24 protein-coding genes are annotated in these 22,372 nt (G+C 63.0%); 13 read left to right on the top strand and 11 right to left on the bottom strand.

Translation table 11 applies throughout. The annotated features are described in order from the left end of the window. Positions 1–3: 3 nt before the first annotated feature. Together LDZ23_RS28020 and LDZ23_RS28015 are read right to left on the bottom strand one after the other, a co-directional pair. Positions 4–312: a recombinase-like helix-turn-helix domain-containing protein gene (locus LDZ23_RS28020; protein ID WP_008345993.1), complete on the bottom strand. Its 309-nt coding sequence runs from the start codon at positions 310–312 to the stop codon at positions 4–6. Position 313: 1 nt separating this feature from the next. Next, positions 314–631: a non-heme iron oxygenase ferredoxin subunit gene (locus LDZ23_RS28015; RefSeq protein WP_008345991.1), complete on the bottom strand. Its 318-nt coding sequence runs from the start codon at positions 629–631 to the stop codon at positions 314–316. A gap of 427 nt (positions 632–1,058) precedes the next feature. Here LDZ23_RS28015 and LDZ23_RS28010 point away from each other — a divergent pair, with 427 nt between their 5' ends. Beyond that, complete coding sequence (locus tag LDZ23_RS28010) at positions 1,059–2,132, top strand: porin (protein WP_244808269.1); 1,074 nt, start codon at positions 1,059–1,061, stop codon at positions 2,130–2,132. Between the two features lie 1,065 nt (positions 2,133–3,197). After that, the gene (locus LDZ23_RS28005; RefSeq protein WP_008345983.1) at positions 3,198–3,344 is read left to right on the top strand and encodes a hypothetical protein; all 147 of its coding nucleotides are present in this window, start codon (positions 3,198–3,200) and stop codon (positions 3,342–3,344) included. Positions 3,345–3,422: 78 nt separating this feature from the next. Here the strand turns inward: LDZ23_RS28005 and LDZ23_RS28000 are convergent, their stop codons facing one another. Continuing rightward, positions 3,423–3,758, bottom strand: a complete 336-nt coding sequence (locus LDZ23_RS28000) for a contractile injection system protein, VgrG/Pvc8 family (RefSeq protein ID WP_008345981.1) — start codon at positions 3,756–3,758, stop codon at positions 3,423–3,425. Between the two features lie 961 nt (positions 3,759–4,719). After that, positions 4,720–5,610, bottom strand: coding sequence for an IclR family transcriptional regulator (locus LDZ23_RS27995; RefSeq protein WP_008345979.1), 891 nt, complete (start codon positions 5,608–5,610; stop codon positions 4,720–4,722). A 123-nt stretch (positions 5,611–5,733) separates the two neighbouring features. Here LDZ23_RS27995 and LDZ23_RS27990 point away from each other — a divergent pair, with 123 nt between their 5' ends. The 3 genes from LDZ23_RS27990 (at position 5,734) to LDZ23_RS27980 (ending at position 8,573) form a co-directional block, all read left to right on the top strand. After that, the gene (locus LDZ23_RS27990; RefSeq protein ID WP_008345977.1) at positions 5,734–6,588 is read left to right on the top strand and encodes a sulfite exporter TauE/SafE family protein; all 855 of its coding nucleotides are present in this window, start codon (positions 5,734–5,736) and stop codon (positions 6,586–6,588) included. Positions 6,589–6,733: 145 nt separating this feature from the next. After that, positions 6,734–6,871 (top strand): hypothetical protein, encoded by a 138-nt coding sequence (locus tag LDZ23_RS27985; RefSeq protein ID WP_235366310.1) that lies wholly within the window; start codon positions 6,734–6,736, stop codon positions 6,869–6,871. 88 nt (positions 6,872–6,959) lie between these two features. Next, positions 6,960–8,573, top strand: a complete 1,614-nt coding sequence (locus LDZ23_RS27980; protein WP_008345973.1) for an FAD-dependent monooxygenase — start codon at positions 6,960–6,962, stop codon at positions 8,571–8,573. Here the strand turns inward: LDZ23_RS27980 and LDZ23_RS27975 are convergent. Further along, positions 8,570–9,394: a class I SAM-dependent methyltransferase gene (locus tag LDZ23_RS27975; protein ID WP_008345972.1), complete on the bottom strand. Its 825-nt coding sequence runs from the start codon at positions 9,392–9,394 to the stop codon at positions 8,570–8,572. The two genes, LDZ23_RS27980 and LDZ23_RS27975, sit on opposite strands and share 4 nt — an antisense overlap. Before the next feature lie 160 nt (positions 9,395–9,554). On the opposite strand from LDZ23_RS27975, the gene LDZ23_RS27970 reads away from it, so the two are divergent. Continuing rightward, positions 9,555–10,301, top strand: coding sequence for a glucose 1-dehydrogenase (locus LDZ23_RS27970; RefSeq protein WP_008345970.1), 747 nt, complete (start codon positions 9,555–9,557; stop codon positions 10,299–10,301). 98 nt (positions 10,302–10,399) lie between these two features. Further along, entirely contained in the window at positions 10,400–11,032 is a 633-nt protein-coding gene (locus tag LDZ23_RS27965; protein WP_008345968.1) for a LysE family translocator, read from the top strand. A 5-nt stretch (positions 11,033–11,037) separates the two neighbouring features. Here the strand turns inward: LDZ23_RS27965 and LDZ23_RS27960 are convergent, their stop codons facing one another. Further along, on the bottom strand, positions 11,038–11,292 hold the full coding sequence (locus LDZ23_RS27960; RefSeq protein WP_144403779.1) for a hypothetical protein: 255 nt from the start codon (positions 11,290–11,292) through the stop codon (positions 11,038–11,040). A 268-nt stretch (positions 11,293–11,560) separates the two neighbouring features. On the opposite strand from LDZ23_RS27960, the gene LDZ23_RS27955 reads away from it, so the two are divergent. The 6 genes from LDZ23_RS27955 (at position 11,561) to LDZ23_RS27930 (ending at position 18,805) form a co-directional block, all read left to right on the top strand. Continuing rightward, the gene (locus LDZ23_RS27955) at positions 11,561–11,803 is read left to right on the top strand and encodes a DUF6723 family protein (RefSeq protein ID WP_033536913.1); all 243 of its coding nucleotides are present in this window, start codon (positions 11,561–11,563) and stop codon (positions 11,801–11,803) included. A 167-nt stretch (positions 11,804–11,970) separates the two neighbouring features. Beyond that, complete coding sequence (locus LDZ23_RS27950; RefSeq protein ID WP_008345964.1) at positions 11,971–12,198, top strand: hypothetical protein; 228 nt, start codon at positions 11,971–11,973, stop codon at positions 12,196–12,198. A 189-nt stretch (positions 12,199–12,387) separates the two neighbouring features. Then, positions 12,388–13,047 (top strand): recombinase family protein, encoded by a 660-nt coding sequence (locus tag LDZ23_RS27945; protein WP_051078960.1) that lies wholly within the window; start codon positions 12,388–12,390, stop codon positions 13,045–13,047. A gap of 276 nt (positions 13,048–13,323) precedes the next feature. Beyond that, a complete protein-coding gene (locus tag LDZ23_RS27940) occupies positions 13,324–17,487 on the top strand; it encodes a CheR family methyltransferase (RefSeq protein ID WP_008345961.1) in 4,164 nt (1,387 codons plus the stop codon). Between the two features lie 50 nt (positions 17,488–17,537). Continuing rightward, positions 17,538–18,542 carry a chemotaxis protein CheB gene (locus tag LDZ23_RS27935; RefSeq protein WP_008345959.1) on the top strand — a complete coding sequence of 335 codons (1,005 nt, stop codon included), beginning with the start codon at positions 17,538–17,540 and terminating at the stop codon, positions 18,540–18,542. A gap of 26 nt (positions 18,543–18,568) precedes the next feature. After that, positions 18,569–18,805, top strand: coding sequence for a hypothetical protein (locus LDZ23_RS27930; protein ID WP_008345957.1), 237 nt, complete (start codon positions 18,569–18,571; stop codon positions 18,803–18,805). On the opposite strand, the gene LDZ23_RS27925 is transcribed toward LDZ23_RS27930, so the two are convergent. From LDZ23_RS27925 to LDZ23_RS27905, 5 genes are all read right to left on the bottom strand, one after another. Continuing rightward, the gene (locus tag LDZ23_RS27925; protein ID WP_081851799.1) at positions 18,759–19,100 is read right to left on the bottom strand and encodes a hypothetical protein; all 342 of its coding nucleotides are present in this window, start codon (positions 19,098–19,100) and stop codon (positions 18,759–18,761) included. The two genes, LDZ23_RS27930 and LDZ23_RS27925, sit on opposite strands and share 47 nt — an antisense overlap. Before the next feature lie 100 nt (positions 19,101–19,200). Next, the gene (locus LDZ23_RS27920) at positions 19,201–20,076 is read right to left on the bottom strand and encodes a glucose 1-dehydrogenase (RefSeq protein ID WP_008345956.1); all 876 of its coding nucleotides are present in this window, start codon (positions 20,074–20,076) and stop codon (positions 19,201–19,203) included. Positions 20,077–20,297: 221 nt separating this feature from the next. Further along, positions 20,298–20,522 (bottom strand): hypothetical protein, encoded by a 225-nt coding sequence (locus LDZ23_RS27915; RefSeq protein ID WP_008345955.1) that lies wholly within the window; start codon positions 20,520–20,522, stop codon positions 20,298–20,300. 104 nt (positions 20,523–20,626) lie between these two features. Then, positions 20,627–21,949, bottom strand: coding sequence for a c-type cytochrome (locus tag LDZ23_RS27910; protein WP_034470050.1), 1,323 nt, complete (start codon positions 21,947–21,949; stop codon positions 20,627–20,629). Then, the gene (locus tag LDZ23_RS27905) at positions 21,934–22,371 is read right to left on the bottom strand and encodes a hypothetical protein (protein ID WP_008345953.1); all 438 of its coding nucleotides are present in this window, start codon (positions 22,369–22,371) and stop codon (positions 21,934–21,936) included. Before LDZ23_RS27905 ends, LDZ23_RS27910 begins: the two co-directional genes overlap by 16 nt. Between the last annotated feature and the right edge of the window lies 1 nt (position 22,372).

Below are 22,372 nucleotides of genomic sequence, written 5' to 3'. Positions count from 1 at the left end.
TCTTTATTCGGCGAGCGTGCGCAGTTCGGCGGCGAGGCGGTCGGCGGTCCATGCGGTGCCTTCCGGCGTGCGGAAACCGTCCTTGTTCAAGCCCGCGACCACCTGTTCCAGTTCCAGCGCGCCCGCTTCGAAGACGCGTTCGAGCGCATCGCCGAAGTCGTTTTCGTATTGCGTCGGCTCGGCCTTGCGCGTCTGCCAGATGAAGCTTTCAGTCTCGCCCGGCTTTTCGATCACGCCCTTGCCGGCGACGTTGTTCGGCTGCGGCGCGAGCCACGGCTTGAGATGCGGGTTGAAGTTCACGACTTTTTCCATGTCACGCCACCTTGATCTGAATTTCCTCGCCGGCGAGGCGCACCGAATACGTCTTCAGGTCGCGGCCGCCGGGCTCTTTCAGGCATTTGCCCGTGGGGATGTGAAACACCGCTTCGTGCAGCGGACATTCGACGGTGTCGCCATCGACGAAGCCTTGCGTCAGCAACGCATATGCGTGCGGGCAGACGTTCTCGAGCGCATACAGCGCGTCGCCCACTTTGTAGATTCCGATTTCCGCGCCGTCATCGAGCTTGAATTCGATTGGTGCGTCTTCCGACAGATCGCCGGCATGCCCGGCGCAGCGCCATTGTTCAGACATCTTTCACCCTTTCCTCTGGTTCGTCTGTGTTCCACTAAAGGAACGACAGTTCGTGTATGGTGATTATAGGAGTCGACTGGCTCGGAAAAAATATAAAAGTAGATATCTAGGTGAAAACACTTAAGTCGACGCGGTTCAAAGCTCGCGGATGAAGTAAGAACGCCCGTTTGTCATTGATCCGTAAGCCCTTTTGCCCGGCAGATGCGCCGTGTGCGCGTCGTCTCAGGGTCTACCCGGCTTCATCACAAATTTATTTTTTTGGCGCGGGAAAGCTCACTATACTTTCCATAGGCAGGACGTTGATCCAGATATGGAACGTAAACGAGTGGCGGGACGTCTTGCTGGGGGAAGGGCAACAACTGCGATCAGCAGGAACAGGAAAGCGGGCGAGGCCCGCGCTCGAACCACACGATCAGGAGAACGAAGGGTGAAGCACATCATCGCAGCGGGGCTCATCGGGGCCGGGGTCGCGACCGGTGCGGCCGCGCAAAGCACGGTCACGCTCTATGGCAGTCTCGATGCCGGCATCGCGTATATCAACAACGTCGGCGGCCATCCGAAGTGGATGGAGGAGCAGGGCAACATGCAGCCGGATCGCTGGGGCTTTCGCGTGGTCGAGGATTTGGGCGGCGGGCTCAAGACCGTCGCGCAACTCGAGAACGGCTTCTACACGAACACGGGCAACTTCGCGAAGGCGGGCACGCTTTGGAATAGGCAGGCGTATCTCGGGCTCGAGCAGGAAAACGTCGGCACGCTGACGCTCGGTCATCAGACGCCGTTCAGCTTCGACATGCTCGGACCGCTATCGACCGCGTATCTCGCGGCGAGCTGGTACGCGTTCCATCCAGGCAACATCGATCAATTGGCGGATACGGGCGTGGTGCCCTACGACAACTCGGTGAAATCCCGCTCGGCGAACTTCTATGGCTTCTCTGCGGGCGCGATGATGGGCCTCGGCAACACGACGAACTTCTCGACGGGCCGCAACTACGGCTTCGGCATTACGTATGCGAACGGTCCGTTCAAGGCGGCGGCCACGTATTCGAACGAGCACAATCGCACGCCCGCGATCGCGACGACCGGTCTGACGACGTTTCAGGGTCAGCCGGCGGCGACTTACATGGCGGACAAGCAGGAGGAGATGGGCGCAGGTGCGTCGTATGAGATCGGCAAGTTCGTCGTGCATGCGCTTTATACGCGCGTGAAGCTGCAATCGAACGGGCAGTCCGATACGTTTCAGTCATACGATGCGGGGTTGACCTTTAAACCGGTCGCGTGGAACTGGATCGCGGGCGGCGCGGCGACGACGACGTTCGCGGGCGGACGATGGACGCAGTTCGAAATCGGCGATATCTATATGTTGTCGAAGTCGACGCAGCTTTATGTCAATGCGCTTTATGAGCATGCTACTGGGGGGGTGAAGGCGGCTTTCTTTACCGCTGGGGTGTCGAGTACGGCGAATCAGGTCATCGTGCTGGCGGGGATTCATCACTCGTTTTGATTTTTTGGTTTTGGTTTTGGTTTTCGCCGGATCCCGTGTTCGCGTCGGTCTATTGGCACTGCCCCTGTGCGGGGCGGCGCCTACTTTCTTTGCAAAATTAACCATTACCACGGAAATGGTACGGTCCGTCAGGTTCTGGATTGGGCGGCGATGCGCGGCTCGCGCAGCGGCCCGAACCCGGCACGCTTCGACGGGCACATCGAGCATCTCCTCGCGAACCGATGAAGGCGAAGCCGACCCGCTCAACCTTGCTTTCCATCGCAGAGTGCGAAGTTGCGGGTTGTGTCGCGTGTGCGCCAGCGGCAGCATGCACAGTTCAAGCGATCGTTGTTGACGGTAACGCCATTCTGAACGTCAACAGCTCGGGCGCGAGCGACGAGCGCGCGGTCACGGTTGGCGCTTCCTCGACGAGCGCAACTGTGACCATCAGCAAGCTATCGATTATGGGGAACGTGCGGACCTACCCAGGCGATACGCAATATCCGATTGGGCTTATCAATCTTCAAGCGGGGGCCGTGGCACTCGCTGATGTCGCGGGCAACGATTTCAGTGTGCCCGCTATGCCGTTCGGAATTGAGCTATCGACAGTACGACAGCGGTAGCGCCATTTCAGTCCTTCGACAGCGGGAACCGGCTGCCCGGGCAGCGCGTATTGCGAGGCACGGCTCCGCCGACCTCCGGAACGTGGGTCATCGGTGACACCATGACCAATAGCAACCCAGCCGGAACAGCCGTCGCCGGGTGAACCTGCACCGCAGCAGGCACGCCGGGAACGTGGAAGGCTTTCGGAGCGCTCTCGTAAAGCGTCGCTCTGCTATGTGCATCCGCTACGCCGCAGCTCTGCTAGCCGCGCTTATTTTTCACAGGTGCACGCTCGTCTACATAGAAGCGATCACAACACCATCGCCAATACGGGCGGACACGGCGGCGTGCAGTTACCTGAGCATGAAAGCGGCTCGAACTCGATCGATCGGCTCATCCACCCGCAGCAACGCTAACCCCAAGGACACAAAGCAATGAAGGTGCATATCGAGAACCAGGGCAGTTTCAGATATTCGGGTCATCGTGGACGGTGACACGCTGAACGATTCGACGCTCACGCCGGGAGAGGCGGAAGTCTACGCGACGGAACCTGAAGGCGTCGTTGAACTGCGCGAGTTGGACGGCGGCGAGGCGCAACACGAAGCGAGCGAGGACGTCGAGCGCGCATAAGTAGGGGCCCGCGCGAGGCGGGCCTTTGGGGTGCTCGTCGCGAAGGTCGAGCCGCGCATCAACGCTCGACCATTTCCCTTACCCCACCGAGCCGTGATACGCGCAGAAGTCGCGCGTCTTGCGAGTTCGCGTAAAGCGCGTGATGTTGCCGTTCCACTCGCGCGGCGTGCCGTCGCCGGGTAACGGCTCGATGCTGAATGTCGCGTTGTGCCCGAGATAGTCGGCGCGCGCCAGTTCCACATTGGCAGTCAGTTCAATCGTGATGTGATACGGACTGCCTAGCCGCTCGATCGCCTTGACGGAGATGATCGAGAGGCCATCGCTCGGCGGTGCGCCTCGCACCTTGAGATAGTAGTTCTGCCTGCCCGTGATCCAGCGCGCGAGGGCGGTGGATCGCTTTGATTGTGCTTCCATTCGGATTCCCTGCATCGAGATGCTGTCAGGCCATGGCCTGATAAACATTCCTATCTAATCGGGCGCATACGGATTCAGCGCACGACCGGCGAAACGTAGGCGGGAATTATTTCGAGAGGAAGCAAAAAAAACCCTTAGGCCAAAGACACTGCCAAGAAGCAGCAATACAAGGTCGGATTTCTCTTAAAATGATTTCGCGCAGGTGCGACGCATAATTACATCGCTGGCGCGTGGTAGCGCCAGCCAGGACTCGGCGGTTTTGAAGACACTCTGCACCCGTGAGCCCGCGCAATGCCGGCTGACGTTCGTCGCGCTCTTTCGACATGGAGCGCAGCTAGACCACGTGCGCCATCTGACCAACGGCGCTCGATGCTTTGTCGGGCCTAAGAGCGGGACGTGGCAGGGAACCCGCGAGGGTTGCTGGCAATGGTGTAGCGTCCCGGTCTTCCAACCCTGTCATTGTTTCCACCCCCCCAACTGAGAGACAGGGGCGGCTCCGGGTTTGTCCAAAACAGGAGCTAGACCGGTGCTACATCAAAAACAATCGGCAGTCTCACACGCATCCTCACGGCGACAACCTTCCTCAGCGTATTCCGAGCCTTCTACACTCGATCCACGTATCGCTGCCATGCGACTGCTATTTCGCACGCTTCAAAGAACCGTCGACATAATGCGCAACCATGAAGACAGCGTCTATGAAATGCGCGACGTAACAAGCGCGGCTTGTCTCAGGACCGAACTTGGCGGAATGCGCGAAAGCGTCGATGCGGCGTCTTTGCTCGACACTCCTAGTGTCTAGCAATGTGTACGCTCGCGGTATTCGACGGTCGAGAAATTCTTTTAATATTAAACTCGTAGACAAGAAAACTTACTTTCTTTGCAGCAAAGAAAGTGACCGCCGCCCCGCACAGGGGCAGTGCTAATAGACCAAAAAGAAAACGGGATCCGGCGAGAGAAAACCTCAAGCACTCGCAGCGCGCCCCACAGTACGATCCCCCTCAGAAGGCCGATAATTCAGCCGCATGGAAAGCTCGACCGCAGCGCCACATACCTTCGCGACAAGCCGCGCTTTCTCATCATCGGCGCCGATATCGGACCGCGGCACGGTCGCCGCCACCGCCGCGACGATCGCGCCGGAATGATCCCGTACGGGCGCAGTAACGACCGAAATCCCCCGCTCGAACGATGCTTCACTGAGCCCATACCCGAGCGAAGCACATTCTTCCACGCGTTCGTAAAGCTCCTCGATAGTCGCGGGCGTCCGCTCCGTATACTTCTCCAGTTGAGCCTCGGGATAAAGCGCCTTCAGCGCGGCCATCGACAAATCGCCCATCAGCACATGACCATGCACGGTCGCATGTGCAGGAAGACGCGTACCGACATGCACCTTCACCGAGCTGAACAGCGGCTCATGACTCTGCGCTTTCGCGACGAACACGACATCGCGCTGATCGCGGATCAGCAGATGCGTCGAAAGTCCGGTCGCATCGCGCAGACGTTCGAGAATCGGCGTGCCGAAATCGGTCAGCTCCAGCGAGTTGACGTACTCAAACCCAAGCCGCAGCACGGCGACGCCGAGCCGGAAACTGCGATCGCCGTTCACGCGTTCGAGAAAGCCCAGCGCTTCGAGCGTTTGCAGCAGACGGAACGTCGTCGTGCGCGGAATGCCGATGCGCCGCGAGAGCTCCGGCGCGGCCAGCACCGGCTCGCGCGCCGAGAATTCGGCGAGGATGCGCAAGCCGCGTTCGAGGCCCGGCACGAGATAGCTGGAACCGCCGCCAGATGACGCGTCCTCATCCGTCGTGTCGAGAGTCTCCGCCTGAATGTCTTCCTGTTTGCTTCGTCGGGCCATGTTGGCTGTCGTTGTCGTCGTGCAATGGGCAATCATAGCGCGAGACCACGCATCGTCGGCTTTTGCCGCTCGTCATAACATGTTATATTGATTTCTTGGCGATACCTCACCGATGCTTTGACGATGAGTTTCGAAGCCACATTCTGGCTCTTTTGCACGGGCCTGGGCGCGAGCGCGGCGGGCGGCATGCTGGGCATGGCGAGCGGCCTGTTCATCGTGCCCATCCTGACGATGTTCTTCCATATCGACATGCACGCCGCCATCGGCACGAGCATCGTGTCGGTGATCGCGTGTTCCTGCGGCGGCGCGGCCGCGTTTCTGCGCGGCGGTCTGACGAACGTGCGGCTCGCCGTCGTACTCGAAACCGGCACGACGCTCGGCGCGCTGACGGGCGTGTTCGTCGCGGGCTTCGTACCGGTGGCCGCGCTCGATTTCCTCTTCGCGGGCGTGCTGCTGGTGTCGGCGTGGCAGATGTTCATCCGCCGCGAAGATCCGGCGGGCACGTCGGGGCCGATTCCATCGAACGGACTCGCCGCCGCGCTCGGCCTTCATTCCAGCTATCCCGACAGAACCTTGCGTCGCGACATCCCTTACGAAGTGCGCCGCGTGCCCGTCGGCCTCACGTTGATGTACGCGGCAGGACTCGTTTCCGCGCTGCTCGGCATCGGCAGCGGCATCCTGAAGATTCCGGCGATGGACAACGCATTGCGTCTGCCGATCAAGGTATCGACGGGGACGTCGAACTTCATGATCGGCGTCACGGCCGCCGCGAGCGCGAGCGCGTATTTTCTGCGCGGGGAGATCGTGAGCGCGATCGCGGGACCGGTCGCGCTCGGCTCGGTGATCGGCGCGATCGCGGGCGCGCGCGTGCTGATGAAAGTGCGCGGCGAGCGCCTGCGCCTGCTGTTTCTGTCGATGCTGCTGCTCGTCGCCTGTCAGATGTTCATGCAAGGCATCGGTATCGATCTGCTGCGATGAAAGACCTCACGCCGAAAACGCTCGATCGCCTGCTCGCCGGTTTTCTACGTGCGGCACGTGGGCCGCGTGCGCGCTGATCGGCGCGGGTCTCTTCGCCGGCACGAAACTTCTGACGGCGGGCGTCGCGCTCTTCATCTTGCTGCCGGTGCTGCGCGTCGTGCTGATGCTCGCCGTGTTCGCGCGGCAACGCGATTTCCTCTACGCGACGATCGCCGCGACCGTGCTTCTCGTGATCGCGGCGGGCTGCGCGATCGGCATGCGTCTCGGGCCGCTCGCCGGTTGATGCACATCGCCACGAGCGCGCATCCAGCGGTTATTCTCCCTGACGGCAGTCGATGACATTCGCCGGTTTCCTCAGGAGAAAACGCATCATGTTCGATTCGACCGATGTGCTGATCGCCGGTGCGGGGCCCGTCGGCCTCATGCTGGCTGCCGAACTGCGCCGCGATGGCGTGAACGTGCGCATCATCGATGCACACGACGAGCGCGCGTTTTTCGTGAAGGCGCTGGGCGTCACGGCGCGCACGCTTGAGATTTTCGAGGATATCGGCATCGCGCGCGACGCGATCGATGCGGGCGTGTGGCTGACCGGCGCCGACACGTATCAGGACGGCGCGCCCGCGTTCAGCGCCGAAGTGCCGCGCGCCGGGCTGCCGTACGGCGCGCTCTCGCTCGCGCAGTTCGAGACGGAACGCATTCTCGAAGCGGCGCTCGCGCGCAACGGCGGGCACGTCGAATACGGGGCGACGCTCATCGATTTCAGCGAATCGGCCGATGCCATCGACGCATGCGTACAGGACGCATGTGGCGAGAGCCGCACGGTTCGATGCCGCTGGCTCGTCGGCTGCGACGGCGCGCGCAGCACGGTGCGTCGTCATCTGAACGTCGCGTTCGAAGGAGATCAGTATCCGCAGACCTTCATGCTCGCCGATGTCGATGTCGACTGGAATCTGCCGCGCGGAAGGATGTATCGCTTCAATGTGTCGGGTGAGGACAGGGCCGCATCGACGACGCTCGCCGCGTTGCCGGTGCGCGGTTCGGTGCATCGCTATCGTCTGTCGATGGTCCTGCTTCCCGACGATGCCGCCAGACACGCGCCGAACGCCACGCCCGCTTTCGACGAGATCGAGCGCATCATGCTGCCGGTCCTGCCGAAGGGCACGCGGCTTTCGTCGATGCGCTGGTCGTCGGTGTATCGCGTGAGTTACCGGATCGCGCAGCAGTATTCGCGCGGCCGCGTGTTTCTCGCAGGCGATGCGGCGCATATTCATCCGCCCGTCGGCGGGCAGGGCATGAACACGGGCTTGCAGGACGTCCACAATCTCGCGTGGAAACTCACGCTCGCGTCGCGCGGTCTCGCGAGTCAGACGCTGCTCGACAGTTACGAAGCGGAGCGGCGGCCAGTCGGGCTCGATGTCGTCGAATCGACGAGCCGCGCGCTGAACACGGTTCTCGCGCACGGCGAGATCAAGCCCGCGATGCGCGAGACGCAATTGCTGGTGAGTTATCGCGGCAGCAGCTCGATAGTTGCAGACGAAACCATCGACATGACGCCCGAATTACCCGCGCCCGGCGATCGTGCACCGCAAGCCGGCGGTCTCGTGGAGGCGTTCATCGGTCATGCGCAGCGCTTGCACGATCATCTCGGACGCGGACGTCACACGCTCATCGGCTATATCGATGACGATGCCGATGGCGCACGCGTCGCCGCGTTCGCTGCAACGGTCGATGCGTGGCGCGCCGCACTCGGCACGGCGGCGAGCGCGGTGCTGATCGTGTCGCCGGACGTTGCGAAGGCGGCGTCGTTCGTGCCTGCGTGTGAAGCGTATCGGACGTTGAGCGACGAAGCGCGCGAATTCGCCGATGCCTTCGGCGCGAAGAACGGCATGGCGTGGGTCGTGCGGCCGGACGGACATATCGGTTGTAGAAGCGCGCGTTGCTCGCCGGATGCGTTGATTGCATGGCTCGGACGCGTGCTCGGTTAGCGCCGGATTTCGATGACGTGCGCCTGAATCTTCCCGTCCGGATAGTCGGAGCCGAAGCGCGCGGCGATGGCTTGCGCGCATATCGATGTCGCTTCGTCCAGACTCGCGCCCGCACGCGATTCGATCTCGTTGCGCAACGGTGTGCCTTGGCAATAGGCGAGCGCGACCTCTTGCGCCGACGATGCGCGGCTGCGTCGCGTGACGGTTTCGAAACGCGGCATCGCGTCGAAGCCCGCCGATGCGAGATCGCGTGAAATCGCTCCGCGATCGAAGTAGCCGTGCGGCGTGCGCTTCATGAAAAGCGGCGGATCATCGGGAAAGAGATGGCCGAGTGCATCGGTGATCGTATTGGCAAACGCGTTCTCTTCGATGCGATCCCATATGTTAAAGAGCAGCGCGCCGCCCGGCCGCAGCACGCGACGCGCTTCTGCGAAAGCCGCGGGCTTGTCGGGAAAGAACATCGCGCCGAACTGACAGACGACGATATCGAAGCTTGCATCGTCGAAAGGCAACTGCAACGCGTTCGCCTGCCGCCATGTCACGGTGCGTCCGATGGGCGTCGTCGCGGCGCGATCGAGCATCGCCTGATTCAAATCGGTCGCGACGATATCGACATGAGCGGGCAATGCAAGCGCCATCGCGCGCGTGACGGCGCCGGTGCCCGCTGCCGTTTCCAGCACGCGCGATGGAGCGAGCGCCGCCGCGCGCGCTGCAAGATCTTCGGCGTAGGGCGCAAAGAGCATCGGCACGAGAAGCCGCTCGTAAAGCTCGGGAATCTGACCGGCGAACTGAACGTCCGTGCGAGGCATAGTCGTATTCATGCGCCGTCTCCGATCGATTATTCGCGTGAGGCCTCAAGTCTTTTCACTCTACGCTGCTTTATCGCCTTGGCGGAGATGGCTACATTTCATCCTGTCGCGCCGCTCTTGCAAAACGCAACGGCGCATCCGGGCATTAAATAACCTCTTCAAGGATTCCATCATGAGCAAACTCGCAGGCAAGGTCGCGGTCGTCACGGGCGCATCGAAAGGTATCGGAGCCGGGATTGCAAAGGCGCTCGCGGCAGAAGGCGCGTCGGTCGTCGTCAATTATGCGAGCAGCAAGGCGGGCGCGGATGCAGTCGTCGCGGAGATCACGGCATCGAACGGCAAGGCGATCGCCGTGGGCGGCGACGTGTCGAAAGCGGCCGATGCGCAGGGCATCGTGAATGCGGCGATCGAGACCTACGGACGCCTCGATATCCTCGTGAACAACTCGGGCGTCTATGAATTCGCCGCGCTCGAAGAGATCACCGAAGAGCACTTTCATAGACAGTTCAATATCAACGTCCTCGGCACGCTGCTGACGACGCAAGCCGCCGCGAAACACCTCGGCGAAGGCGCGAGCATCATCAACGTGAGTTCGGTCGTGACGCGTATCACGCCGCCGACGAGCGCGGTCTACAGCGGCACCAAAGGCGCCGTCGATGCGATCACGGGCGTGCTCGCACGCGAGCTGGGCGCGCGCAAGATTCGCGTGAACTCGATCAATCCGGGTGTCGTCGTGACCGAAGGCACGCATAGCGCGGGCATCATCGATTCCGACTTCGACAAGGCCGCGCTCGCGCAAACGCCGCTCGGACGTCTCGGTCAGCCGGACGATATCGCATCGATCGCGGTGTTCCTCGCATCCGACGACGCGCGCTGGATGACCGGCGAAAGTCTCATTGCAAGCGGCGGCATGCGTTAAACACGAAGTGTATCGACGGGCGACGCCGGTTCCGTATCTGGCGTCGTGGAAAACCGCGCGGCAGAATGCATCGACATTATTTCCGCCGGAGTCCGTCGATGCCTCATACGCCGCAACTGTTCGCTTTCGCCCTGGTCGCGCTCGGCATGGCGCTCACGCCAGGGCCGAACATGGTCTATCTGATCTCGCGCTCGATCTGTCAGGGCCGCAGCGCAGGACTCATCTCGCTCGGCGGCGTCGCGCTCGGCTTCGTGGTCTACATGCTATTCGCGGCGTTCGGCATCACCGCGCTCCTCATCGCAATCCCCTTCGCCTATGACGCGTTGCGCTTCGGCGGCGCGCTCTATCTGCTCTATCTCGCGTGGCAGGCCGTGAAGCCCGGCGGACGCTCGCCGTTTCAGGTGCGCGATCTGCCGATCGACAGCCCGCGCAAGCTCTTCACGATGGGCTTCGTCACCAACCTGCTGAATCCGAAGATCGCGGTGCTGTATCTGTCGCTGTTGCCGCAGTTCATCGATCCTTCGCACGGCGGCGTGCTCGGCCAGTCGCTCGTGCTCGGCGTCGTGCAGATCATCCTCAGCATCACCGTCAATTCGATCGTCGCGATGACCGCCGGAACCATCGCGCTCTTTCTCGCGCGCAAGCCCGCATGGCTGCTGTTCCAACGCTGGCTGATGGGCACCGTGCTCGCCGGCCTCGCGTTGAGAATGGCGACCGAAGCGCGCCGCTGATCCTTTCAGCCGGGATGATCCGTATACACGCGTCCGAGCAGGTCGTCGTATTCGTCGCGACGCGCGGCGACGATCGCCCGCAGCATCCGGATGAACGCGTTGCCATCCTCGAAGTGCTGCACGAGCACGCGCGCCGTGCGCAGCGATATGAATTCGGTCATGGGTCGCGACGGCTCGTCGTCGATCCTGAAGCTGAAGCGATGCACCTCCACGGACGATACTTCCGACGGTACTTCGTGGGAGAGGATGGTGGCCCGCATTTGCGCTTCCTTCATCGTTCTTGTTATCGGTCTCGGGCATCGGGACTTCGCACGGTTTATGCGCAAGTCGCCCGGTTTTCGGGTCTTGGCATGCAGCAATGGACATGCCGTCGACCCCCTTCGCAACAGCGGCGCGAAGGGATGCGTTAAGTACACGATGAGCGCATGTGCGGTGTCCCACAATGAATCATCGACATGAGAAGCGGTGATTCCAGTGAATCAATCGAGCGGCCGACGCCCTAAGCTGGTCCTGTATCCGACGCGCACGATGACGCCTACGCCCGGAACCAGCGAGGACGACTTTCAAATTTACGCCTCGTACCGGGGCAGCAGCGCAAGCGGTTTTTTCGGCACGCTCAAGGTCGTGCGCAAAACCGACGGCAAGCTGCTGTTTCCATTCGACGGCGCCGACAGCATCGGTCCGTTTCCGTCGAAGGCGGCCGCGGTCGCCGCCGCGCTCGACCGAGGCGACGAGCTCGTGAAGGCCGACCTGGCGCGCCCGGAGTTGTGAACGTACGGTCGTGCCGCCTAAAGGGATTACTTTCGTACGATATTTGATTATGGTTTCCCCTGATCGTCGGCTCATTCTTCTGATGGACAATCTGCGCACAGCCTACGGGCATTCACACTGCCCGAAAGAGCAAGGGACGGTCATTAGATAAAGAGAGAGGGCACGCCATGAACCAGCCTCAGGTCACCTATCGCGGCTTCGTCATCATGCCGATGGCCGCATTCGACGGCGGTCTCTACGCCGCGATGACGATCATCTCCGACACCGGAGGGCCCCAGCGCGCGACGGGCGTGCTTGGACATTTCGCGTCCGTCGAGGAAGCCCGTGCGTTCGCGCTCGTCGCGGGCAAGGACGAGGTGGACCGCCGTCTGTGGCATTCCGCAGCCGCCGCCTGAAACGATCGTTCGCATCGTTTCGAAACAAGTCGAGCGGGATCCCGCTCGTTCCTTCGACTGCGTCCGAAAGTCCGAAAATAACGGGTTTCGTACCTTGAACGCGCGTTTCGGACTGTCATACTGCAGGCATCCGTGCGTCTGTCCGTTATGGCTCGCGCACGATCTTTGCACCGGAAAAAGGCCGAACCGATGGCAACCGTCGTATACGTTTTCGAGGAAAGCAGAGGTGTACCGACCCACGAGCGCGACTTGCTGGAGATAGACTCCGCGGGTTTTCTCGTCGATATGAGCGCGGTCTTCGTCGAGCGCTGCAGCTGCACGATCGCCGCGGCTGCGCGCCCCGCGTTCCAGCGCGCGTTGCGACGGCTGCAGGCGGGCGACACGATGATCACGACGAGACTCTGGTGTCTCGGCAACAGCGTGCAGGACGTCGTCGCGACGATCGGCCTGCTGGAGCGGCGCGGCATCGCCACGATCTGTCTCGCGTACGGCAAGAGCGATCTGTGCTCGAAGGAAGGTCTCGCGTTCGTTGAGACGCTGCGGCTCGCGGAAGAGCTCGAACGCGTCACGCGCCGCAGCCGCGCGCGCGAGGCGGCGAGCGCCGCCAAGGAGCGTGGCGTCGCGCAGGGCCGCCCGAGTTCGCTTTCTGAAGCGCAGCAACGTCAGGCGATGCTCGGTCTCGACGCCGGCCTCACCGTGACCGAGATCGCCCGCTCGCTCAACACGTCGCGGCAGACCATCATGCGCTTGCGCAACGCGCACGCCGCTCCGCCGCAAGAGCGCGCGGTGCATGCGGTCATCGAGGCTCCGGACGGACCCGAGCCGCTCGCCGCCAACGACGCGAAGTAGCGCGACGCACGGTTCGTCTCCGGGCGACGTTTCTCTCCCTGCGTGTCCTGACGCAGCGGCCGGTTTTATGCTTCCATGTCTGACGACGCGTGCCAAACGCGTCGAATTGAAACCCGCGCGCCGAATGGTCGCGTTGCGTACACTACAATCGATGCCTCAAGAGGCGCGACGCGCGTCCCGCGCCGCGTTTTCATTACAACGACATGGCTCACGAGTGAACTCAAACAATATGCGCGGTGATCGGAAACAAGGGATGAACCCGGAGGATTCGGAGACATGACCAGCAGTCGATCGAAGGCGGCGGCATCCGAGAACTTCGAACCCTTGCCTTTCGCCGTAGTCGGCATGGGCGCGTCCGCGGGCGGCATCGAAGCATTGCTCAATTTCTTCGATAACGCGCCGGCCGAAATGGACATGGCGTTCGTGGTCATCGTGCATTTGCCGGCGGATCGCCTGAGCCGCGCCGATGAAGTCCTGCAACGCGTGACGGACATGCCGGTCAAGCAGGTCTCCGCGACCACGGCCATCGAGAAGAATCATATCTATATCAACGCGCCCGACAAGCATCTGGAAATGTCGGAGGGTCATCTTCGTGCGGTGGATCGCGCCGCCAACGGCGCGCCCACGACCATCGACCACTTTTTCGCCACGCTCGCCTCGGCGCACGGCACGCGTTCGATCGGCATCGTGATGTCCGGCTCGGGCTCCGATGGCGCGGCGGGACTCTCGCGCATCAAGGAGATGGGCGGCATCACCGTCGCGCAGAAACCGGAAGACGCGCATTTCGCCGAAATGCCGCAACACGCGATCACCACGCGCCAGGTCGATTTCATCCTGCCGGCGGCGGAGATGCCCGAGAAGCTGCTGGATCTCTGGAACAACGCCAAGAAAATCCACCTGCCGATCGCCGAGGCCAACGAAGCGGCCGAGAAGGAAACGCCGCCCACGGCGGGCAGCGCCGAGCGCGCGCTGGGCGATATCCTCATGCAGCTGCGCGTTCGCACCGGACACGATTTCCGTCATTACAAGCGCGCGACCATCCTGCGGCGCATCGAGCGGCGCATGCAGGTGAACGGGCTGCGCGATATCGGCGCATACCGCGATCATCTGCGCTCGAATCCGGACGAGACCACGTCGCTGCTCGCCGACATGCTGATCGGCGTGACGCAGTTCTTTCGCGATCGCGAGGCGTTCGACGCGCTGCGGCGCGATGTCGTGCCGCAGTTGCTCGACGCGACCAAGGGCGAGTCGCAGATACGCGTGTGGGTGCCCGGCTGCTCGACCGGCGAGGAAGCCTATTCGCTCGCGATCATGCTCGCGCAGGCACGCGAAACCGCCGGTTTCGAGGCGACCTATCAGATCTTCGCCACCGATATCGACGAGCCCGCCATCGCGCAGGCGCGCAGCGGCTCCTATCTCGGCTCGATCGCGACCGATATCTCGTCTGAGCTTTTGCGCCGCTATTTCAAGCACGAAGGCGGACGCTACCAGATCGTCAAATCGGTGCGCGAGCGCATTCTGTTCGCCGCGCACAGCCTGCTGCGCGATCCGCCGTTTTCGCATCTCGATCTGATCTCCTGCCGCAACGTGCTGATCTATCTCGATCGCGCGGTGCAGCGGCAAGTGCTCGAGCTCTTTCACTTCGCGCTGCGGGCGGGCGGTTATCTCTTTCTCGGCACGGCCGAATCCGCCGATACCGCCGACGATCTTTTCACCATCGTGGACAAGAAGAGCCGCATCTATCGCGCGCGCACCGTGCTGAACCGCGTGAAGCCGCCGGTCTCGTTTCCTTCGCTCGGCCCCACGAACATCGGGCCGCGCGAAGAGCTGATGACGACCGCCGCGCCGGTGAGCATGGCCGCCGGGCCCGAAACGCCGGAGCGCCGCAGCTTCTCCTTCGCGGCGCTGCATCAGCGCGTGCTGGAAGAATATGCGCCGCCTAGCGTCGTTGTCGATCGCGATTCGAACATCGTGCATCTGTCCACGACGGCCGGGCGATTCCTGCGGCACGGCGGCGGCGAATTGTCCTCAAACATCATGGCGCTCGTGCTGCCCGAGTTGCGGCTCGACCTGCGCACGACGCTCTTTCGCGCGCATCAGACGGGCGGCAGCGTCGAGGCGCGGCGCGTCAAGCTGACTCAGGACGGCCGCGCCGTCTGGGTCAACATGACGGTGCGTCCATTTCATGACACCGGCGTGAACGCCGACTTTTTCCTCGTATTGTTCGACGAGGTGCAAGAGCACATGGCCGACGAAGGACTGCCCGAGCAACGCGGCCAGGATCCGCTCTTGTTGCAACTGGAACGCGAACTGCAGCACACGCGCGAGCAACTCGCGACGACGATCGAGCAGCATGAGACGACCGTCGAGGAACTGAAGGCGTCGAACGAGGAATTGCAGGCGATCAACGAAGAGCTGCGCTCGGCGACCGAAGAGCTCGAAAGCAGCAAGGAAGAACTGCAATCGGTGAACGAGGAACTGACCACGGTCAACGCCGAATTGCAGGCGCGCGTCGAGGACACGGCGAAGGCGAACGACGACCTGCAGAACATCATCGCGGCGACGGAAATCGCCACGGTGTTCGTCGACAAGCAGATTCGCGTCAAGCGCTTTACGACGAGCGCGACGCGCGTGTTCAAGCTGATCGACGTCGATATCGGCCGCTCGCTCTTCGACATCACGCATTCGCTGCGCTATTCCTCGCTCGCGGACGACGTGAAGCAGGCTTTCGATACGCTCAAGCTCATCGAGCGCGAAGTCGAGAGCCACGACGGCAAATGGTATCTGATGCGCCTCTTGCCGTACCGCACGGCCGATGACCGCATCGACGGCGCGGTGCTCACGCTCATCGACGTCACGGCGCGGCATGTGGCCGAAGAGACGGCGCGCATCGGCGAAGAGCGTCTGCGGCTCGTCGCGCAATCGACCGCCGACTACGCGATCATCGTGCAGGATCCGAACGGCACGATCGTCACCTGGAACGCGGGCGCGGAGCGCATCTTCGGCTTCTCGGAGAAGGAAGTCGTCGGGAGGAACATCTCGCTCATCTACTCGCCCGAAGACCGCGCGGCGAACGTGCCGGCGAACGAGCGCGAACTCGCGGAACGCGACGGACGCGCCGACGACGAACGCTGGCACATCACGCGCGACGAACGCCGCGTGTATTGCAGCGGCGTGGTGACGCCGATCTCCGATCCGTCGTTCACGGGTTACGCGAAGATCGCGCGCGATCTGACCGAGCGCAAAATGCGCGAGGACGCCAACCGCGAAGCGCTCGCGCACGAGCACGCCGAGCGCGAGAAGGCGTCGCTGTCGAACCAGTTGAAGGACGACTTCATCGCGATGCTGTCGCACGAACTCAAGCATCCGCTGAATCTCATCGGCATGAAGGCGGAAATCCTGCCGCGCCTGCCGGAAACGCGCGGTATCGAAGTGGTGCAGGAAACCGCCGATTCGATCCGCCGCGCGGTGCGCGGGCAGGCGCAGATCATCGACGATCTGCTGGATCTTTCGCGCGTTCGCACCGGCAAGCTCGCGCTGAGCATCGCGCCGGTGGATGTCGCGGGCGTACTCGCGCGCATCGCGGATGTCGCCGAAACGGAAGCCGTGCAACGTGGAATCGCGCTGCTCGCGAGCAATCGCGCGGAGCCGATCTACGCATTCGCCGATTCTGTGCGTTGCGAGCAGATTCTCTGGAACCTCGTTTCCAATGCGCTGAAGTTCACGGATCGCGGCGGTTCCGTCGATCTGCGGATCGCGCGCGACGGCGGCATGGTGCGTATCGATGTCGTGGATACCGGGCAGGGCATCGAGGCGTCCGCGCTGCCGCATATCTTCGACATGTACCGGCAAGGCGGGCGCAATCCGACATCGTCCGGGCTCGGCATCGGCCTTGCACTCGCGAAGCAGCTCGTCGACATGCACGGCGGGCGCATCGAGGCGCGTTCCGATGGCCTCGGCCGCGGCACGACGGTCTCGGTCTGGCTGCCCGCCGCCGCGACGCAACAGGCCGTGCCGCCGCGCAGCGAGGACCGCGCGCGGCCCGTCAGCGGCGCGCGCCTTTTGCTCGTCGACAACGACGTCGAAGCGACCGCATCGTTCGCCGCGCTGCTCGAGCTCGAGCAGGCGTCGGTGCAGATCGCATCGAGCGCCGAGCAGGGTCTCGAACTGCTCGGCAAGGGTTCCGTGGATGCGGTGATATCGGATATCCAGTTGCCCGGCATCGACGGCTACACGTTCATCAGGCGCGTGCGCGCAGACACGACGCTCGCGGATGTGAAGGCGATCGCACTGACGGGGTTCGGCCGCGACGAGGATAAGCGCGCGGCCCGTCAGGCGGGCTTCGACGCGCATCTGACCAAGCCGGTTGATTTTTCGGAGCTGCTTCATACACTCGATGTATTGCTCGAGCCGGGGCGCGAGAAGGAGCGCGGCGGCTGAAGCACCGGCGCCGGTCCGCCGATTGCTTCCCAGATCAGACAGGAGGCGCTATGGCTGAACGGGACATCGTGGTGATCGGTGCATCGAGAGGCGGTTTTCAGGGACTTAGGGCGCTCGTTAGCGCGCTTCCCGCCGATCTTCCGGCTGCGGTGTTCGTCGTGCTGCATATCGGCCGTCACGCCAGCATGCTGCCGGACCTGCTCACGAGTTGGGGACGGTTGATCGCGCGTTATGCAACGCATGGCGAAAAGGTCGAACATGGAACCATCCGTGTAGCGCCGCCGGACCGGCATCTCGTGTTGTCGAAAGGGCGCGTGTGGCTCAGCGAGGGTGCGAAGGAAAACTTCTCGCGGCCCGCCGCCGATCCGCTGTTTCGCAGTGCCGCGATGGAATACGGGGCGCGTGTCGTCGGCGTCGTGATGAGCGGCGATCTCGACGATGGCGCCGCCGGTCTCGCCAACATCCGCGCCCAACGCGGTTTCGCCATCGTGCAGAATCCGGACGATTGCGAAGCGCCGAGCATGCCGCGTGCCGCACTCGAATCGTGCGGCGCCGACTTGCTGTGTGTCGAGCGCGAACTCTCGCGGTGCATTCAGGCGGCGGTGCACGGGATGTCGTCCGACGAAGCTTCCGAGGGAGCGCAGATGAACAAGAACGTGTTCGAGAAAGAGGCTCGCCTCGCAGCCAGCCGCCTGTCGGATATCGATTCGCTCGACGAAGTCGGCGAGCGGTCGGCGCTGACATGTCCCGATTGCGGCGGCGCGCTGTGGCGCATCAAGGACGATCATCCGATGCGCTATCGCTGCCATACCGGACATGCGTTCACCGGGCTGTCGCTGGAGGAGGGCATCGAAGCGCGTTCGGAGACGGCGATCTGGTCGGCCATGCGCGCGGTGCACGAGCGCGTCATCTTTGCGAAAGAGCGGCAGCGCTGGGCGGAGCGGTCGGGCAATGAAGATCAGATAAAAATCGAGCAGGCGCGCATCGACGAAGCGGAACGTCTCGTCGAATTGTTGCGCGAAGCGGTGCAGACAGCATCTTCATCCGCGAACTGACGAACTGACGGGAAACGGAGGATCGAATGGATCTCGAAGCGGAGAGCCTGGCGCTTGTCCAGGCTGATCGCGATATCAACGAAGGCAAGGAACGCATCGAGCGTCAGCGCAAGATCATCGAGCAACTGCGCTCCGGCGGACACGACACGACGGATGCGGTCAGGCTGCTCAGCACGCTCGAAGACACGCTGACGGCCATGATGCAGCATCGCTCGCTCATTGTGGCTCGCATCGCGCAGTGGAAGAGCGGGATCTTAACGTAGGACGTGCTCCGCGCGGGGTCTGCCGGCGGCGATGCAGCGTGCCGACGCCGCGAAACGCGCGTGCGGCGATGCACTCGCGCATACGCGCCATGACGAGCGAATTGAGGCTGGGCGAGCGTGCCGCGCGTGCCTTGCGTCGCGGCTCCCTGGATAGCGAAGCGTGCGCGTCGTGAGCGAATTTTTGCAGCGCATCCGCCGATCCGCTGACGCTCATGTACGCCTGCTGTCCGATCCTGCCGTCGAGCAGAACGGTCATTCCGGATTCACGGGCCAGCTTCAACATGTCGGATTGCATGATTGTTCGGGCTCATCGCCCGCTCTTGTCATTGGCTTCGCGCGGGTTTGCGCGAAGCCTTTCATGCTTTCAATACAGCATTCGCTGTGCCCCGGCCGCGCTAAATAATCGGCTTGCCGCCCGTTACCGCGATGGTCGCGCCCGATATGTAGCTCGCCTCGTCCGATGCCAGCATCACATAAGGCGCCGCGAGTTCCGCAGGCTGTCCGGGGCGCTTCATCGGCACCTGCTTGCCGAAGTTCTCGACGCTCGAAGGCGGCATCGTCGATGGAATCAGCGGCGTCCAGATCGGCCCCGGCGCCACGCAGTTCGCGCGTATGCCGCGCTCGGCCAGCAGTTGCGCAAGCCCGCCCGTGAAGTTCTGGATCGCGCCCTTCGTGCTCGCATACGCGATCAGTCCGGGATTCGGCGCATCGGCATTGACGGACGTCGTGTTGACGATCGAACTGCCTTCTTTCATATGCGCGAGCGCGGCCTTCGTGATGCGGAACATCGCGCCGATATTCGTCGAATAGGTCTTGTCCCATTCGTCGTCGCTGATGTCTTCGAGCTTGTCGTAAGTCGCCTGATACGCCGCGTTGTTCACGAGCACGTCGATGCGCCCGAACGTTTTGGCCGTCTTCGCGACGATCTGCTTGCAATGCTCGCGATCCGTGATATCGCCGGGCAGAAGCAGCGCGCGGCGTCCGGCTTTCTCGACCCAGCGCTTCGTTTCCTCGGCGTCGTCATGCTCGTTGAGATAGGAGATGGCGACGTCCGCGCCTTCGCGCGCATAGGCGATCGCCACCGCGCGGCCGATGCCGCTGTCCGCGCCCGTGATGAGCGCGACTTTGCCGGCGAGCCGGTTGCTGCCCTTGTAGCTCGATTCGCCGTGATCGGGCGGCGGGTCCATCGGGCCGGTGAGTCCCGGGCGATTGTCCTGCTGTTGCGCCGGCATCGGCGGGCGTGGGTATCCGCTATCGGTGGCATTGCTCATGTCGTGCTCCTTACGCTGCCGCTTCAAGAACGACCGTGGCCCGGCTTTCCCTGAGGGCGCCTGTACGAGCGGCGCTGCGCGCTCTTTCATTGACGAGTGTTTTCATTCACGACTCCGGTGCTGGTTAGAAAGACGACCGCATGCGCGGTCATGCGGTCGTGTCAGCATCGAGCGTTCCAGGAATCGAAACACGGCGTGCGGAATCCGCGCGGAAATGGCGATCAGTGGTCCGCTTCGTCGACTTCCTTGACCACGGTCTTGCGAAGCTGATCGAGCGCGCGCAGGCTGGTGATGAGATTGCGCAACAGGCTTTCCGAGTCGTCGGTGTTCCATCCGCACTGTCGGAGCGATTCGAGGCGTTCCGTCTGCTCGACGATGCGCCGCCCGCAATTCTCGATATGCAGGTCAAGACGCGCGAGTTCCTCTAAAGCTTTGGTGTTGGCCATGGCGGACGTTCGCGTAGTAGGAAATTTTGTCCAGTCAACCATGGTACAACGCGCCGCGAATCGCCGATGCGGCGCAGTGAATCGGTCACTTTCGCTTCGTCAATTCAAGGTTGCGCGCGCTTCGAGACCGCATCGCGCATGCTGCGCACGTCGCGCGTCGTGACAGGCGAAGCATCGTTGCCCCATGCCGAGCGGACGAAGGTCAGCACGCGGGCGATTTCCGTATCGGTGAGCTTGTCGGCGAACGCGGGCATCTTCTTCGGCTGCGGCCCATGTTCCGTGGATGGCGCGTTGCCGCCCTGCAGCACCATCCGCACGAGCGAATCGGGCTTCTCCGACAGCACGGCCGGATTGCCCGCAAGCCGCGGATACTTGAACGCTTCACCCGCGCCGTCGCTCTTGTGACAGCGCGCGCATGCGCTTTGATAGAGACCCGCGCCGGGACGCTCGTCGTCGCCGGTGCGCAATGCGGCCACGCTCTGTTGCGCCGCGCGCGAGCGCGCATCGTAGGTGCCGCCGTTTCCGTTCGCCGGCAGGCTCTTCAGATAGGACGCGATCGCGAGCAGATCCTGATCGTCGAGATATTGCGTGCTGTCTTCGACCACCTGCACCATGCTGCCGAAGGTGGCGAGACCCGCGCCGTGCCCCGTCTTGAGAAACGCGGCGATGTCGTCGGGTGCAATGCGGCCCAGTCCCGCGCCCGATACGCCGGTCAGGTTCGGCGCGTACCAGTGATCGTTGGTGCCGCCCGTGAGATACGTCCGCGACGATTCGGTATAGCCGCGTTCGTTATAGGCAGGTCCGCGCGGCGTATGGCACGCGCCGCAGTGCCCGAGCGATTGCACGAGATAGGCGCCGCGATTCCATTGCGCTTCGCGCTTCGGATCGGGCGTGAACGGTTCCGTCGGCCTGAAGGCGAGATTCCAGAAGACGAGCGCCCAGCGCTGGCTGAACGGAAACGGCAGATGCGTTTCGGGCGCGGCTTGCGCGACGGGTTCCACGCCGTGCATGAAATACGCATAGAGCGCGCGCATGTCGCCGTCGCTGACCTTCGAGAACGATGGATAAGGCATCGCCGGATAAAGATGCTTGCCGCCCGGCGCGACGCCTTCACGCAACGCGCGCGCGAAGTCCTCGTAGCTATAACGCCCGATGCCATGTTGCGGGTCCGGCGTGATGTTACTCGACCAGATCGTGCCGAAGGGCGAGCCCATCGGCAGGCCGCCCGCGAACGGATGCGGCTGCGGTTTGCCGGGCGCGGGCGGCGCGGTATGACAGCCGGCGCAATCGGCGGCCTTCGCGAGATACGCGCCGCGCGTGACGAGATCGGGCGTCTGTCCGCGAGCGAGCGGCATCGATGCGATCAGCGTGAAAGCGCAGAAGAGCGCGCGGCGTCCGAACGTCGTCACGATCAGCGTCCTCCACATGGCGACACGAGCAGCCACGCGAGATCCGTCGCGATCAGCGCGAACACGAAGAGCGCGCTCGCGAGCGCCCCCGCCCGCGCGATGAACGCATCGCGGGCCGCATGTCTGTCGATCGTTCCATGCTCTTTCAGCGTCGATGCAAGCTCGCCCGTACGCCGCCAGTTGCGCCACGCGACGACGCCGCCCGCGACGCCCAGCAGCAACGCGACCAGCGCCAGCAGCACGATGCCGTGCTCGAGCCAAGGCATCGCGGGCGCGTTCACCGGACGCTCATGCGGGAAGCAGCCCCACGCGGCGATGGTCTGCGCGAGCGTCGTCTGCGTCATCCACGCGGCGGGTGCGAGCAGGAGACCGATCGCGAGCGCCATGCCGCCCGGACGCACGGGATGCCGCTTTTCGTCGATGGGCGATGCGTCGTTCATT

This window comes from Caballeronia zhejiangensis (genome assembly GCF_022879815.1).
In the GTDB taxonomy this organism is placed as follows: domain Bacteria; phylum Pseudomonadota; class Gammaproteobacteria; order Burkholderiales; family Burkholderiaceae; genus Caballeronia; species Caballeronia zhejiangensis.
The sequence above is the reverse complement of the archived record's forward strand: the minus strand, read 5'-3'. Positions and strand labels throughout refer to the sequence as shown.